This window comes from Rhizobium sp. CNPSo 3670 (genome assembly GCF_057784555.1).
Map to the genome: position 1 here is coordinate 147,426 of NZ_JBXSOL010000013.1, position 13,754 is coordinate 161,179.

Consider the following 13,754-nt stretch of genomic DNA (forward strand, 5'->3'; position numbering starts at 1 on the left):
ACTATAATGCCTGCCGGCTTCGCCGCAACATAGGCGGCGAGAGGTAACGCCCATTTGACACACTGGGGCGGCGGGAGTGCCGAGAACCGGCGAGTTGCAAGGGGCGTGGCGATGTCAATGTGGCGCTCAGCCAAGCAGCCTCAACCCATGCTCAGTTTCGGACGAGAGAAGCATAGAACCACTCGATGAAGACGCGGACGATTGGCGTCGCCTGAGCCTCGGATCGGCAGGCCACATAGACCGCGTCATTGGCCGGAACCGTAAGATCGAATGGCGCGACCAGCTCGCCCCGTGCAATCATGTGCGCGGTGGTGATGTTGTCGCCGAGCGCAATGCCATGGCCGTACATGGCGGCCTCGATCGACAGGCGCGCGTCGCTCATCATGTGCTGGCGCGCCGGCATCGCAACGCCGGCTGCGGTGAGCCAGGTGTTCCACTCATTGCCGCGATCGGCATGCAGGAGCATGTGGTCGCGCAGATCGCGCAGGGAGCGCAACGGCCGCCTGTTCATGAGGGCCGGGCTGGCGACGGGGAAGAGCTCCATCCGGCTCCAGAGGCGCGACCAATAATTGGGCCAGTTGCCGCCGCCGTAGAGAATGCACAGGTCGACATTCGGGGAACTCAGATTTTTCGGGTCATTCGAGGCGCGCAGGTCGAGTTGAATATCGGGGTATTGATCGGTGAACTCCTGCAGCCGTGGCATCAGCCAGAGCGACAGCACCGCCGCAACACAGGTTATCCGCAGCGTGCCGCCAGTCGCCGGCCGGGTCATCGCGGCTTTCGCTGCTGCGATCTCCGAAAATGCGTTGGAGACGACCGGCATTAGCAACGCGCCCTGGCTGGTCAGCTTCAACCATTTGCCGCCGCGCTCAAACAGGCGCACGCCGAGCGATTCCTCCAAGGTGCGTATCTGATGGCTGATCGCGCCGTGGGTGACGTTCAACTCGCGTCCCGCGGCGGAAACCGATCCATGGCGGGCAGTGGCCTCAAACGCGCGCAGCGGGTTGAGGGGCGGCAGACGGCTGGACATGAGACAACGACCTGTGAGAAAAAATCGCATGAAACTGTAGATTAATATCAATTGATTTTCCAGCGAGCTTGCCGTTCAATCACTGAAGAAGCCATCGGCCTCTGCGGCAGAGCTGCAGCCGAGGACCGATTTGCCATCCTGATCGCAGCATCGTCATCCTCAAGAAGGCCGTCATGTCCTGGAATGAAACCAAGCTTTCCGAACTCCGAACCAGATATGGCGACAGCCACGGCGGTGAATTGCACCATCCGGAGTTCCGCAAGGTAGCGGAGAAGATTTTTAACAAGAGCGGCACCCGGCTCGCGCCCTATTCGGGAATCCCGACATTCCTCTCCGCCCCGCTGATGCAGGTCGACAACGAGAATCCGGATTTCGGTGATCTGCAGGTGGCGATCCTCGGCGTGCCCATGGATCTTGGCGTGACGAACCGCCCGGGCTCGCGCTTTGGACCGCGCGCGTTGCGCGCCATTGAGCGCATCGGTCCTTACAACCATGTGCTCGGCTGCGCGCCGGTTCAGGAACTGCGCGTGGCAGACATTGGCGACGTAGCGTTTCAGAGCCGCTACCGTCTGGAATTGTCACATGAGGATATCGAAAAACGCGTCGCGCAGATCGTTGCCGCAGGAGTGCTGCCGCTCTCGGTAGGCGGCGACCACTCGATCACCCATCCGATTCTGCGGGCCGTCGGCAAGGAGCGGCCGGTCGGCATGATCCATATCGACGCCCATTGCGACACCGGCGGTGCTTACGACCTGACCAAGTTCCACCACGGCGGACCGTTCCGCAACGCCGTGCTCGACGGCGTGCTCGACCCGACGCGCGTGATTCAGATCGGCATTCGCGGCTCGGCGGAATATCTCTGGGAGTTTTCTTATGCCTCGGGCATGACGGTGATCCATGCCGAGGAGATCTCGGCAATGGGCATCCCTGCAATCATCGAGAAGGCGAAGGCCATCATCGGTGACGGGCCGACCTATCTTTCCTTCGACATCGACAGCCTCGATCCTTCCTTCGCGCCGGGCACCGGCACGCCGGAGATTGGCGGCTTCAGCACCCGCGAGGTCCTGGAGCTCATCCGCGGCTTCAAAGGCGTGAACCTGGTCGGCGGCGATGTCGTCGAGGTTGCGCCCCAGTATGACGCTACCACCAACACAGCCCATGCCGGCGCGCAGATGTTGTTCGAAATATTGAGCCTGATGGCGTTCAGCCCGGCAATCCGCCGTACCGCGTGACGGGCCTGGCCGCAGCTCAAGGCCAGGAACGACAAGAAGGCCGCAAAGGCCTCGAATACATTGAAAGAGGGAAGCGGCGTGCCGCATCGGTTAGGAGAAAGACGATGACGAAATTGACAATGAACCGCCGCACCGTGCTCGGCGTCGGAATAGGTGCTGGTATGGCAATTTTGGCGATGCCCAATGTGCTGCGCGCCCAGGACAAGTCGCTGAAGGTCGGTGTTTATGGCGGCTACTTCAAGGACTCGTTCGACAAGAACATCTTTCCGGAGTTCACCAAGGCGACCGGCATCGCGGTCGAATCCGTCGCAGAACCGACCGGTGAGGCCTGGCTGGTGCAGATGCAGCAGGCAGCCCAGGCAGGTCAGGCGCCGGCTGACGTTTCGATGATGTCGCAGGTGTCGATGCGCAAGGGCCAGGCCACAGAGCTCTGGGCTCCGCTCGATCTCGCCAAGATCAAGAATTCCAGCAACCTGCTTGAGCGCTTCATCAACAAATACCCGGATGGCCGCGTCGCCGGCATCGGCGCGGTCTCATGGTTCATCACCCTGGTCACCAACACAGATGTTTACAAGGAAGCGCCGACCAGCTGGACAGCGCTGTGGGACCCTGCCAATGCCGACAAGCTCGGTCTGCTGGCGCTCGTGTCCAACTCCTTCCTGCTCGACGTGACGGCAAAGACCTATTTCGGCGGCGCCCAGGCCCTCGACACTGAGGAGAGCATCCTCAAGGTCTTCGCCAAGCTGGCCGAACTGAAGCCGAATGTACGACTGTGGTATCGCGACGAGGCGCAGTTCGAACAGGCGCTGAAGTCGGGTGAAATTCCGATGGGACAGTATTATCACGACGTGACCGGCCTCGCCGCCGCGGACGGCCAGCCCGTTCGCTCGACCTTCCCGAAGGAGGGCGGCATTCAGGACGCAGGTTCGTGGGCGCTGTCGAAGGCGTCGAAGAAGACGGACGAGGCGCATATCTTCATCGACTATATGTGTCAGCCGTCCATCCAGGCCGTGCTGTCACGCAAGGTGGGCACGTCGCCAACGGTCAAGCGCGAAACGACCGATCTGAACGAGAAGGAATTTGCGGCGGTTTCCTCCGACATCGAACCGATCATTCCACACTACGACATGTACCTCTCCAAGGCCGACTGGCTGAACGAGAAGTGGACGGAAATGATCGCCAGCTGACGCTCATTGTGCTTTCGCGGGCCCCGTTCAGGGGCCTGCCTTTCGGTCGGGAAGAGGCATATGTCGGGACTCACGCTTCAGAATATCGTCAAGGACTTCAACGTCATTCGCGCCGTCGACAATGTCGACCTGACGGTGCCGCACGGGGCATTCGTCTGTCTGCTCGGCCCCTCCGGCTGCGGCAAGACGACCTTGTTGCGCATGATCGCAGGTCTCGATCTGCCGACCTCGGGCCGCATCACGCTCAACGGGAAAGACATCACTAGGACGCCGACGCACCAGCGCGAGCTTGGCATGGTGTTCCAGTCGCTGGCGCTGTTCCCGCACCTGACGGTAGGCGAGAATATCGCCTATCCGCTGCGCATTCGCGGCCGTCCGAAGGACGAGCAGGCGAAGCGCGTCGAAGAGCTGCTGGCGATGATTTATTTGCCGGGCTACGCTGACCGCTCCGTGTCGAAACTTTCCGGCGGCCAGAGGCAACGCGTCGCAATCGCAAGGGCACTGGCGATTTCGCCGAAACTGTTTCTGCTCGACGAGCCGCTGTCAGCGCTTGATGCCAAGCTGCGCGAAGCCATGCAGGTGGAGCTTCGCCAGCTTCATCAGCGGCTCGGCATCACCACGATCGCCGTCACGCACGACCAGCGCGAGGCGATGACCATGGCCGATACGGTCGTGGTCATGAACGGCGGTCAGATACGCCAGGCGGCGTCGCCGACGGAGATTTATCGCAGGCCGGCAGACAGCTTCGTCGCGGATTTCATTGGCCAGACAAATCTGGTCGAAGCCAGGCGAGAGGGCGGCGCAGTCAGCATATTGGGGCAGCCGGTCGCAGCCCTGTCGCTGTCGGCAGGTATCGAGCGCGCCACGCTTTCGATCCGGCCGGAAGACGTGCGCCTGGGGCCGCCCGAGGCCGGCGCATTGACGGGCGAGGTCACCTTCGTGCGCGATCTCGGCGGAGTCGTCGAGACTTTTGTCAATGTCGGCGGGCAGCAGTTCATTGCGGTCTCGACGCCACGCGAGCGCCCTGACGTGGCGGTGGGCCAGAGGGTGGGCATTGCGCTGACCGACAAGGATTGCGTGGTGCTCGAGCAATGAGACGCGAACCCCCGCAGACGCTCGGCGACTATGCCCCACTCGCATTCCCGGCAATCATGCTGATCGTGTTCTTCGTCGTGCCTTTCGGCACGATGATTTCCGTCAGCTTCTTCAAACGCCAGCAGGGCGGCTTCTACACGCCTGATTTCGTCTTCGACAATTATGTTCGCTTCCTCTCAGCCTTCTTCGGCGGCGTGCTCAGCTTCTCGCTGCTCCTTGCGATCGCGGTGGCCGCGACCTGTGTCGTTCTGGCCCTGCCTTTCACATACCTGCTGATCCGCATGAAGCGGAGCACCCAGGTCGCCTGGCTGGTCGCACTCCTTTCGATCCTGTCTTTGTCTGAGGTGATCATCGGTTTCGCCTGGTCGACGCTGTTTTCGCGCACGGCCGGCATCACCAACCTGTTTGTATGGCTCGGCCTCATGCAGCAGGCAGTCGCCCTGACGCCAAGCATCGGAGCCGTCGTCACAGGCATGGTCTATCAGGCCTTCCCCTACACGGTCCTGGTGCTCTACCCCGCGCTGGTGCGGCTTGATCCGACGCTTTCGGAGGCCGCGCGTACGCTTGGCGCTTCGCCGGTCAAGGCCTTCTTCACCGTCGTCGTGCCTGCGTTGCGCGACACGATTCTCGCCACGCTGATCATGGTCTTCATCTTCGCGCTCGGGTCCTATCTGTTGCCGCAACTGCTCGGCCGCCCGCAGCACTGGACGCTTTCCGTGCACATTACCGACCAGGCTATCTATCAGTCGAACATGCCCTTCGCGGCTGCGATGGCGGTTTTCCTGGTGTTGGTCACACTGGCCCTTGTAGCGCTCACCCTGCTCGTTGGCCGCCGAGGAGGAGCGACTAAATGACCATTCTCCGCAACGTTCTTTTCGGGGTCGTCGGACTGTTTCTCGCTTTGCCGCTGATCATTGTCGCCGGCGTTTCGGTCAATGCCAAGCAGAGCCTGACCTTCCCGCCGCAAGGCTTCTCGCTCGGCTGGTATGGCCAGATATTTCTCGATATGGAATGGCGCAACGCGCTGATCGCGTCGCTTGTGCTGGCGCTGTCGTCGGCGGCGCTTGCGGTGCTGATCGCCTTGCCACTCGCCTGGTTCCTCTGGCGCCGCCACGCTCCCTGGGCCAATATTTTCCAGTTGCTTGGCGTGGCGCCCTTTACCTTGCCGCCGGTTATCACGGCGCTCGGCCTGCTGACTTTCTGGGCCACGACCGGATTTTACGGGCAACCCTGGACGGCAGTGATCGGCCACGCCATTTTCTTCGTCACGCTGCCGCTGGTGACCATTTCGCTCGGCTTTTCGGCGATCGACCGCTCGCTGGTAGAGGCCGCCTCGACCTTGGGAGGCGACGACCGTACTGTGTTCCGAACCGTCGTTCTGCCGCTAATTTCGCCGTACATCGTGTCGGGCTACGCTTTTGCCTTTGTGCTGTCGCTCAACGAATACATCGTTGCCTACATGACGGTCGGTTTCACGCTGGAAACGCTGCCGATTAAGATCTTCAATTCGCTCCGATACGGCTACACGCCGACCATGGCGGCGGTGACGATCCTGTTCGTGGCGACCGCAGCGATCGTCTTCAGCCTCGTCGCCCGCTTCGGCGACCTGCCGAAACTGCTTGGCGCGATGACGTCAAACGAACCCTGATCGAAGCAACCAGTCCCCGCCGCGAAACGCCAGGCGATCAGCGGTCCCCGTCCTCCTCAACATCGAAGCACCCGAGATGGACCTAGCGCTAGAACGACGGTTTCCCTGCGTCGCGGACATGGAAAAAGCCGCCCAAAGACGCATGCCGCGTTTCGCTTGGGACTATCTCGCCGGCGGACTCGGGCGCGAAGCTTCCTTGCGGCGCAATCTGGCGGCCATGGAAGAGGTTGTGCTTATGCCGGGCTACCTGGCCGACGCTGACGAGCCCGATATCGGCGCATGCCTGTTCGGTCATCGTTTCGACGCGCCATTTGCCGTCGCGCCGCTTGGGCTGGCCGGCCTTCTGTGGCCCGGGTCGGAGCTACCGCTGGCACAGGCTGCCAGGCAGCATAACCTTCCCTATATCCTCAGCACTTTCGCCAACACCTCGCTTGAGACGATCCGTCCTGCAGGCGGTGATCACACTTGGTTCCAGTTCTATCCACCCAATGATCCCGCCATGGAAGAGGACATGGTGGAGCGGGCGCGCAGAGCGGGCTACGACGTTCTTGTCGTGACTGTCGACATTCCAGCGTCCACGCGGCGCGAGCGCAACATCCGCAATGGTTTGAGCATCCCGCCGGTCTACGACCTTTCGACGATCATGCAGGTGGCGATGCGTCCGTCATGGGCGATGGGCATTCTGCAAAACGGCGCTCCCGACTTCGCCAATCTCTCGCCCTACTACCCGAAGGGCTCGAGCCTTGCCGCAGCGGCCGAATTTGTCGGCAGGGTGATGACGGGTCACGTCACGCGCGAGCGCTTCAAGAAAATCCGAGACGCATGGCCAGGCAAGATCCTGGTCAAGGGTGTGCTTCGCGCCGACGAAGCGGAGGAATATATGTCCTTGGGCGGCGATGGTCTGATCCTCTCCAATCATGGGGGGCGCCAACTCGACGCCGCGCCGTCGGCGGCGGAGGTCATCGGTGAAATCCGCGCACGACTTGGCCGCAAGGCCTTACTTCTCGCAGACGGAGGCGTGCGCTCCGGCCTCGATATCGCCCGGATGCTGGCGCTCGGCGCCGATTTTGTCCTGATCGGCCGGCCATTCCTGTTTGCTTCCGCCGCCATCGGGCGTCGCGGCGGCGATCATTTGATGAACGTCCTGAAAGCCGAACTGAGGGCAACGATGGCGCAGCTGGGCTGCAAGGCAGTTGAGGACTTGCCAGCGTGTCACTGGCGGCCAAAAGCAGGGCGGGCGAAAGCGGAACTTGATCTCGGATGGAGAATTGCGTGACTGAAGCCGTTACCATGAGCGTCGAAGCCCTGCAAAATCGAGTCGTTGCCATCTTCGAACGCGCAGGATTGAACGAGGTGCAGGCGGCGGCTTTGGCGCATGTCATCGTGGCCGGAGAACGCGATGCCTGCAAGTCGCACGGAATATACCGCATCGAGGGTGCGCTGCGCACGGTAAAGGCGGGCAAGGTGATGCCTGATGCCGCTCCCGTCGTTGCACCGGATGACGGCAGCGCCATCGTCAGGGTCGATGCGCGGGGCGGTTTCGCCAGCGCGGCGTTTGAACTCGGCGTACCCGCCCTGGCGGAACGCACCAGGCGGCTTGGCATCGCCGCGATGGTCATCAACGATTGCTCGCACTTCTCGGCCCTGTGGCCCGAGGTCGAGGCGCTGACGGCGCACGGCCTGGCGGCATTGGTGATGTGTCCGAGCTATGCGACGGTTGCCCCATCAGGAGGCAGCAAGCCTCTGCTCGGCACCAATCCACTTGCCTTCGGCTGGCCTCGCAAAGACCGGCCGCCCTACGTGTTCGATTTTGCCACGTCGGTGGCGGCGCGCGGTGAGATCGAACTGCACCGCCGCGCCGACAAGCAACTGCCGGAGGGTTGGGCGATCGACGCTGACGGCAATCCCACCACTGACCCGACTGCCGCGCTTGAAGGCGCAATGATGCCTTTTGGCGGCCACAAAGGGTCCGCCATCGCCACCATGATAGAGCTGCTCGCCGGCATCATGATCGGCGATCTCACCAGTCCCGAGGTCTTAGACTACCTCGGCACGACGACCTTGGCGCCGTTCCATGGCGAACTGATCATTGCGATGTCACCCGAAGCATTCGCCAGGGGCCGTCCCGGCGATCCGTTCGCACGCGCCGAAGCGCTCTTCGAAACGATCGTCGGGCAAGGCGCGCGGCTTCCGTCGCAGCGCCGCTTCGCCGCGCGCTTCAAATCGGAAGCCGAAGGGATCAGCCTCACCGCAGCGGAGATTGCCCAACTGGATACGCTGTTGGCTGGCGGACTGGCCGCCGTCAAATAAAGCACGTCGTTCGGAAATGTGCAGTGGTTTCGTGGCCACGACAGAGTGATCGACACAAGCTTCGAAACCATTGGTGCGAAGTCATCATCGGGCCGCAGTCGGTCATTTCTTCACTGCTACGATGAAAATCCGTGGGAAGCGCAGCAGCACCCGCCCGTCCGACAGCTTCGGATAGGCCTTTTCCACCCGTTCCAGATAATCGGCGAGAAAAGCCTGGCGATGTCTCTCGCCGGCATGGGCGAGATAGGGCATCAGCCCGGTTCCCTTGACCCATTCGACGATCGCCCCCGCATCGGCCATCGGGTGATTGTAGATGGTGTGCCAGATATCCACGCGCGCCGCCTTGGCAATCAGCCTGGAATAATAGGTGGACGGCGGTGCCAGCGGCTGACGGCGCACGCTCTTCGCCTCGAAGGCGGCCTTCCAAGGGCCGGCATGGGCAGTCTCTTCCATCGCCAGATGCGAGGGTTCGCCGAGATTGTCGGGCATCTGCACGGCAAGAACGCCGCCTTCGCAAAGCCCGTCCATCAGCCGCTCGAAAATGTCGAGATGATCGGGCAGCCACTGGAAGACGGCATTGGCAAAGAGCAGATCGGCGGGCTCCGTCGGCTGCCAGCTGCCAAGATCCGTCTCGACGAAGGCGGTGCCGGGAAGCCGCTTGCGGGCCGCCTCCAGCATGTTGATGTCGCTGTCGAGGCCGGAGACGCCGGCAGCCCCATAACGCTCGATGATCAGCTCGGTCGAATTGCCCGGGCCGCAGCCGAGGTCGACGGCGCGGCGAAGGCTCTGCAGCGGTACCTGCGCCAGAAGATCGCGCGCCGGCCGCGTGCGCTCGTCCTCGAACTTCACATATTGGCTGGCGGACCATGCCATGGCGATACCTCCTGATGTCGGGCCACGTCTTTCCTGTGGCGGATGCGGAACGTTTCGATGTTGCGCCCGTAGAGCTCAGTCGCGAACTTCAGAGACGAGGATTTTGTCCACGCGCCTGCCATCGAGATCAATGACCTCGAAGCGCCATCCATCTCTCGTGAAGCTCTCCCCCAATTCCGGCAGATGTTTCAGCTCCTCCAACACCAGGCCGGCCACCGTCTGATATTCGAGATCATCCTCGAGCTTGAGGTTCAGGAACTCGGCGAATTCGTCGATCGGCGCCCAGCCGGAGACGAGATAGGAACCATCGTCTCGACGCGCGATGGCCTGCTCATCGACCGGTCCCTCCTGCAGCGCGCCCATGATCGCTTCCAGAATGTCGCCTGACGAAACAATCCCTTCGAAATGGCCGTATTCGTCAAACACCAGCACCATATGAACAGGCGATTTCCTGATGGCTTCGATCACGCTGGTCGCGGTTGCAAGGTCTGATACGACCGGGACGTCCTGCGTCAGAGCCTTGATATCGGCGCTGCCGTGTTCCGATATCGAATCGTAAAAATCCTTGACCGGCAGGATGCCGATCACCTCATCCGAACTGCCTTTGCGGACCGGCAGTCGAGACCGCTTCGTCCGGTGCAACTGCGCCCGGATTTCATCGAGACTGTCGTCGATATCGATAATTTCGACGTCCCGCCGCGGCGTCATCAGCGCCCGGGCGGTGCGGTCCGCCAGCCGCATGACGCCTGATATCATCGCCGACTCTTCGCTTTCGATGACGCCCGCCGACTGCGCCTCGGCCAGAACGGTCTTGATCTCCTCGTCAGAGACGTTGTCGCCGGCTTTTCCTGTCTGGCCGAGCAGCTTGAGCATCAGATTTCCCGACGCGTTCAGAAGCCAGACGAGCGGCAGCGCAATTCGTGAAAGCAGCGCCATGGCGGGCGCGACCCTCGCCGCAACCGCTTCCGGTTCCCGCAATGCGATCTGCTTTGGCACAAGTTCGCCGACGATCAGGGAAAGATAGGTGATCGCCACGACGACGGAGCCGACGCCAATGGCGTCAGCGGCCGTCGATGACATTCCCTGCGCCTCCAGCCATGCTGTCAGGCGGCCGCCAAGCGTGGCCCCGGAAAAAGCGCCGGAGAGAACACCGACGAGCGTGATGCCGATCTGAACCGTGGAAAGAAAGCGACCGGGGTTTTCGGCAAGTTTGATGGCTTGAGCTGCACCTTTGCTCCCATTGTCGGAGAGGACCTTCAGGCGGGCTGTTCGAGAAGACACGACAGCCAGCTCAGACATGGCGAGCACACCATTCAGGATGGTGAGAAACGCCACAATTCCAATTTCCAGAAACACAGGGACCCTATTCGTTGAGGTTTTGATGCCGCATAAGGCGAGGCGGCGGAGCTTTCGCAGAGACGCTATATATGCGCATCACCCATCGGCAAAGCTTTCTGTGAACTCGGCTGGATGCGAGGCGCGAGGCAGACATCGCCACACCGTCTACGACAGGGGCCGGCATCTTCTGCGGCGGCTTTCCGGTTTGAACGGGCGGAGCTTGTACTGGATGGGTCGCTATCAGGCATGGCGCAATTTTGGCGGTGAAACAGGTCCGGCGCAAGATGCGCTGGGCGAATTCCTTATAGCGCCTTGATGTGACAGTTTCGAAAAACGGCGGCAAGCATGCCTTCACGCATTCCTGCGTGATGCCGAACGCCGAACGCTGCGGCATCACGCGCTCGAATGTCACGCCGCCAGAATGGTGATTCCATAAGCATTGGCAGCGGCCGTCATCCGGGCGATGGTCTCAGGCGAGGGGGCTTTCAGCGGCTCGCTGGTGCCTTCCGTTTCGATGAACTCTGCCATCTCGCGATCGACGACGGCCGAAAAGACTGCCGGAACGGTCCCGCGGTTGGCATAGCCGTGCACCGTGAAAGGCGGGATCGTGACGATCTCGCCAACATCGGCCTCGATCTCCTCGGGACCACTGTCGGTCAGCCGCCAGATCGTCAAGCGGCCCTCGAGAATGCGGAAGACTTCCGGGCTTGCATGCGCGTGTTTCGGCGTCCGGCTGCCGGATGGCACTGTGACGTCGAAGATGTTGAACCAGGTTCCGCGGAGCCGAAGCCGCCGCTCGATCCGTTCGCCGAGCACGAAATATCGCTTCGTGTTTTCGGCAGGCATTTTCACAAACGAGTTGGACATCATGTCTCTTTCTTCTTCTTAACGAGGCTTTTCTTGTAGGCGCCTTCTTGCCGGCGCAGCCGTTAGACGTTTGCGCCGCCTTTGGCAACTGCCCCGTTGCCGGGGAAAGATCGCCGGATGGCTTCGGCACGGGATGTACCTGATGAAGCGTCGCGGCGGATATCGGTGCAGCGGGCCGCTTCCGCAAGGTCCCCGATCCAGGGCGGCCTGCGTGAAAATGACACGGTCCTGCCGCGTTCTGAGTCTTGTCTCACCGCGACCTGCGCGGATCACATTGGTCAGACCGACAAGCGGGGACTCGGAGCAGCGATCGACGAGAAGGCCAGTGTGATTTTATGGGTTCCCGCTATGTCATATTTTCTTGAGAAACGTTAATAAGGTTCAGCTGGATTGGGTGTGACGGCGATACGCGCTACCTGAATGGCCGTTACGGTCCATTCGTGGTCGAGGGAGCATGGCGAGCCATGGAAACAGCAGAGCTACGATATAATTGGGCTGATTCCCACGTCTACGAGACATTCATAGGGCGCTGGAGCGAACATCTGGCAAGCCCATTTCTCAGTCGTGCCAATGTTACTCGCGGCGATCGCGTGCTCGATGTAGCATGTGGGACGGGAGTGTTGTCGAAAGCACTAGCCGAGGCGGGAGCGCAGGTGATCGGTGTTGACGCATCGGAGGGATACCTGGAAGGAGCCCGCCGTCGACGATCCCACCCCAATATCGCATATGAACATGGCGACGTCCGGAAACTGCGGTTCGACGCCAATTCTTTCGATGCTGCAGTTTCTACCCTTGCCTTGGACGTCATCCCGGAAATTGAACAGGTAGTTTCGGAGATGAAGCGCGTGACCCGTCCAGGCGGTGTGGTCGCGTCCGCCGTTACTCAGTTCCTTGGTGGCATGCCCGCCTTCGACCTCGTGATTAACACCGGCGCCGTCCTTGAGACCGACTTCGCAAGGCTGAGATCCATGCGGGCAGGGCGCCAGCTCTTCTGGCCGGATGGTCAGGCGACGTTGTGGCGGAAGATCGGCCTCGTTGACGTGACCGAGATTCCCATTGTCGTGGATTGCGAGTATGCGTCCTTCGCGGACTATTGGGCCACCTTCACAGACGGCCCAGGCAGCACCACAAGCACATTGATGGCACTTTCTGACGACGCCCGAGGTTCGATCGAACAGCATGTTCGTGCTGGGTATCTGGTTGGCTTGCCCGATGGACCCCGGTCATTTCCGATGATGTTCCGTATGGTGCGTGGCTTGGTCCCAGCCTGACACTGGAGAGCATGCAGGGGCCTGCGCCGGCCCCGCGTCAGCTATCGTTCTTCGGCAGCCCAAAAGCTGAAAGGCCGCTAAAGGCCTCAAAGCAGTCAGACCTATGACGTGAAGCCCGGAACTGAGCTTCTGCAACGACTTGGTATTCATTACCTAGATGTCGAAATTTGTCGGCAAGACAATCATGTCCCGGATCGTCACGTTTCGCGGGCGGGTCAGCATGAAGATGATGGCATCGGAGACCTCTGAGGGCTCGATCAGACTCCCATTGGCTTTTGCCTTCTCAAGGTTTTCCGCGGGCCAATCGGCAAGCAGAGCGGAAACGACAGGGCCGGGCGAGACCTGGCTGACCCTTATTCCGTGGTTTTTCAACTGCCGGCGCATGATCTGGACGAAACTGGTAATCGCCCATTTGGAGCTGGAATAGACCGGCTCCCACTGGATCGGCGCATGGCCGGCTACGGAGCAAGTGACCAAAATGTCTCCGGTCCCGCGCTCGATCATATGCGGAGCGATGTCGCGGACGTTCTTCATGACGGCGTTCACGTTGAGATTCAGCATCCGATCGATTGCCGCGGTATCGGTATCGATAAGATCCCCGCCAATGTAGGACCCTGCATTGCAGTGCAGGATGTCGAGGTGGTCGACTTTTGCCAGGATTTCCGGCACCATGGCCGCACAACTTGCGGCGTCCAGAAGATCGGTGACCTGCATGACCACGGCGTCGCCGAACTCGGCAGCGTATGTTTCAAGCGCCTGTCTGTTGTAGTCGACCATCACGACCTTGGCGCCGGCATCGACCAGGGCACGGGTCGTCGCCAGGCCGATACCGGAAGCTGCGCCGGTTACCGCAGCGATCTTTCCTTCGAGTGATTTAGTCATCGTCTTGTCTCGCCTTTTGAT

The 13,754-nt window shown here is 61.2% G+C and carries 13 protein-coding genes; 8 read left to right on the top strand and 5 right to left on the bottom strand.

The window, feature by feature from the left end:
- Positions 1 to 151 precede the first annotated feature (151 nt).
- Positions 152 to 1,030, bottom strand: a complete 879-nt coding sequence (locus AC13QO_RS16000) for a LysR substrate-binding domain-containing protein (RefSeq protein ID WP_488541196.1) — start codon at positions 1,028 to 1,030, stop codon at positions 152 to 154.
- Between the two features lie 173 nt (positions 1,031 to 1,203).
- Between AC13QO_RS16000 and speB the strand changes: the two genes are divergently transcribed.
- The 7 genes from speB to AC13QO_RS16035 all read left to right on the top strand — a co-directional run bounded on the left by speB (position 1,204) and on the right by AC13QO_RS16035 (position 8,502).
- A complete protein-coding gene (gene speB, locus AC13QO_RS16005; protein ID WP_097599898.1) occupies positions 1,204 to 2,262 on the top strand; it encodes an agmatinase in 1,059 nt (352 codons plus the stop codon).
- Between the two features lie 104 nt (positions 2,263 to 2,366).
- Entirely contained in the window at positions 2,367 to 3,449 is a 1,083-nt protein-coding gene (locus AC13QO_RS16010) for an ABC transporter substrate-binding protein (protein WP_488541197.1), read from the top strand.
- Between the two features lie 60 nt (positions 3,450 to 3,509).
- The gene (locus tag AC13QO_RS16015; RefSeq protein WP_097599896.1) at positions 3,510 to 4,544 is read left to right on the top strand and encodes an ABC transporter ATP-binding protein; all 1,035 of its coding nucleotides are present in this window, start codon (positions 3,510 to 3,512) and stop codon (positions 4,542 to 4,544) included.
- Positions 4,541 to 5,398 (top strand): ABC transporter permease, encoded by an 858-nt coding sequence (locus AC13QO_RS16020; RefSeq protein WP_285193024.1) that lies wholly within the window; start codon positions 4,541 to 4,543, stop codon positions 5,396 to 5,398. The genes AC13QO_RS16015 and AC13QO_RS16020 overlap by 4 nt, the downstream gene beginning before the upstream one ends.
- Positions 5,395 to 6,192 carry an ABC transporter permease gene (locus AC13QO_RS16025; RefSeq protein WP_097599894.1) on the top strand — a complete coding sequence of 266 codons (798 nt, stop codon included), beginning with the start codon at positions 5,395 to 5,397 and terminating at the stop codon, positions 6,190 to 6,192. The genes AC13QO_RS16020 and AC13QO_RS16025 overlap by 4 nt, the downstream gene beginning before the upstream one ends.
- A 142-nt stretch (positions 6,193 to 6,334) precedes the next feature.
- The gene (locus AC13QO_RS16030; protein ID WP_285193025.1) at positions 6,335 to 7,468 is read left to right on the top strand and encodes an alpha-hydroxy acid oxidase; all 1,134 of its coding nucleotides are present in this window, start codon (positions 6,335 to 6,337) and stop codon (positions 7,466 to 7,468) included.
- A 14-nt stretch (positions 7,469 to 7,482) separates the two neighbouring features.
- On the top strand, positions 7,483 to 8,502 hold the full coding sequence (locus AC13QO_RS16035) for an Ldh family oxidoreductase (protein WP_488541225.1): 1,020 nt from the start codon (positions 7,483 to 7,485) through the stop codon (positions 8,500 to 8,502).
- A gap of 102 nt (positions 8,503 to 8,604) precedes the next feature.
- Here AC13QO_RS16035 and tam read toward each other — a convergent pair whose 3' ends face one another.
- The 3 genes from tam to AC13QO_RS16050 all read right to left on the bottom strand — a co-directional run bounded on the left by tam (position 8,605) and on the right by AC13QO_RS16050 (position 11,583).
- Positions 8,605 to 9,375, bottom strand: coding sequence for a trans-aconitate 2-methyltransferase (gene tam / locus AC13QO_RS16040; protein ID WP_488541198.1), 771 nt, complete (start codon positions 9,373 to 9,375; stop codon positions 8,605 to 8,607).
- A gap of 75 nt (positions 9,376 to 9,450) precedes the next feature.
- Positions 9,451 to 10,731, bottom strand: a complete 1,281-nt coding sequence (locus tag AC13QO_RS16045) for a hemolysin family protein (RefSeq protein WP_221113239.1) — start codon at positions 10,729 to 10,731, stop codon at positions 9,451 to 9,453.
- A 390-nt stretch (positions 10,732 to 11,121) separates the two neighbouring features.
- A complete protein-coding gene (locus AC13QO_RS16050) occupies positions 11,122 to 11,583 on the bottom strand; it encodes a cupin domain-containing protein (protein ID WP_488541199.1) in 462 nt (153 codons plus the stop codon).
- Between the two features lie 461 nt (positions 11,584 to 12,044).
- Between AC13QO_RS16050 and AC13QO_RS16055 the strand changes: the two genes are divergently transcribed.
- Positions 12,045 to 12,851: a class I SAM-dependent methyltransferase gene (locus AC13QO_RS16055; RefSeq protein ID WP_488541200.1), complete on the top strand. Its 807-nt coding sequence runs from the start codon at positions 12,045 to 12,047 to the stop codon at positions 12,849 to 12,851.
- Positions 12,852 to 13,004: 153 nt separating this feature from the next.
- On the opposite strand, the gene AC13QO_RS16060 is transcribed toward AC13QO_RS16055, so the two are convergent.
- Positions 13,005 to 13,733 (bottom strand): SDR family oxidoreductase, encoded by a 729-nt coding sequence (locus tag AC13QO_RS16060; protein ID WP_488541201.1) that lies wholly within the window; start codon positions 13,731 to 13,733, stop codon positions 13,005 to 13,007.
- Positions 13,734 to 13,754 lie beyond the last annotated feature (21 nt).

Bases quoted from the DNA above. Each gene is read 5' to 3' on its own strand.
- AC13QO_RS16000 (WP_488541196.1), bottom strand. From the start codon at position 1,030: ATGTCCAGCCGTCTGCCGCCCCTCAACCCGCTGCGCGCGTTTGAGGCC.
- speB (WP_097599898.1), top strand. From the start codon at position 1,204: ATGTCCTGGAATGAAACCAAGCTTTCCGAACTCCGAACCAGATATGGC.
- AC13QO_RS16010 (WP_488541197.1), top strand. From the start codon at position 2,367: ATGACGAAATTGACAATGAACCGCCGCACCGTGCTCGGCGTCGGAATA.
- AC13QO_RS16015 (WP_097599896.1), top strand. From the start codon at position 3,510: ATGTCGGGACTCACGCTTCAGAATATCGTCAAGGACTTCAACGTCATT.
- AC13QO_RS16020 (WP_285193024.1), top strand. From the start codon at position 4,541: ATGAGACGCGAACCCCCGCAGACGCTCGGCGACTATGCCCCACTCGCA.
- AC13QO_RS16025 (WP_097599894.1), top strand. From the start codon at position 5,395: ATGACCATTCTCCGCAACGTTCTTTTCGGGGTCGTCGGACTGTTTCTC.
- AC13QO_RS16030 (WP_285193025.1), top strand. From the start codon at position 6,335: ATGCCGCGTTTCGCTTGGGACTATCTCGCCGGCGGACTCGGGCGCGAA.
- AC13QO_RS16035 (WP_488541225.1), top strand. From the start codon at position 7,483: ATGAGCGTCGAAGCCCTGCAAAATCGAGTCGTTGCCATCTTCGAACGC.
- tam (WP_488541198.1), bottom strand. From the start codon at position 9,375: ATGGCATGGTCCGCCAGCCAATATGTGAAGTTCGAGGACGAGCGCACG.
- AC13QO_RS16050 (WP_488541199.1), bottom strand. From the start codon at position 11,583: ATGATGTCCAACTCGTTTGTGAAAATGCCTGCCGAAAACACGAAGCGA.
- AC13QO_RS16055 (WP_488541200.1), top strand. From the start codon at position 12,045: ATGGAAACAGCAGAGCTACGATATAATTGGGCTGATTCCCACGTCTAC.
- AC13QO_RS16060 (WP_488541201.1), bottom strand. From the start codon at position 13,733: ATGACTAAATCACTCGAAGGAAAGATCGCTGCGGTAACCGGCGCAGCT.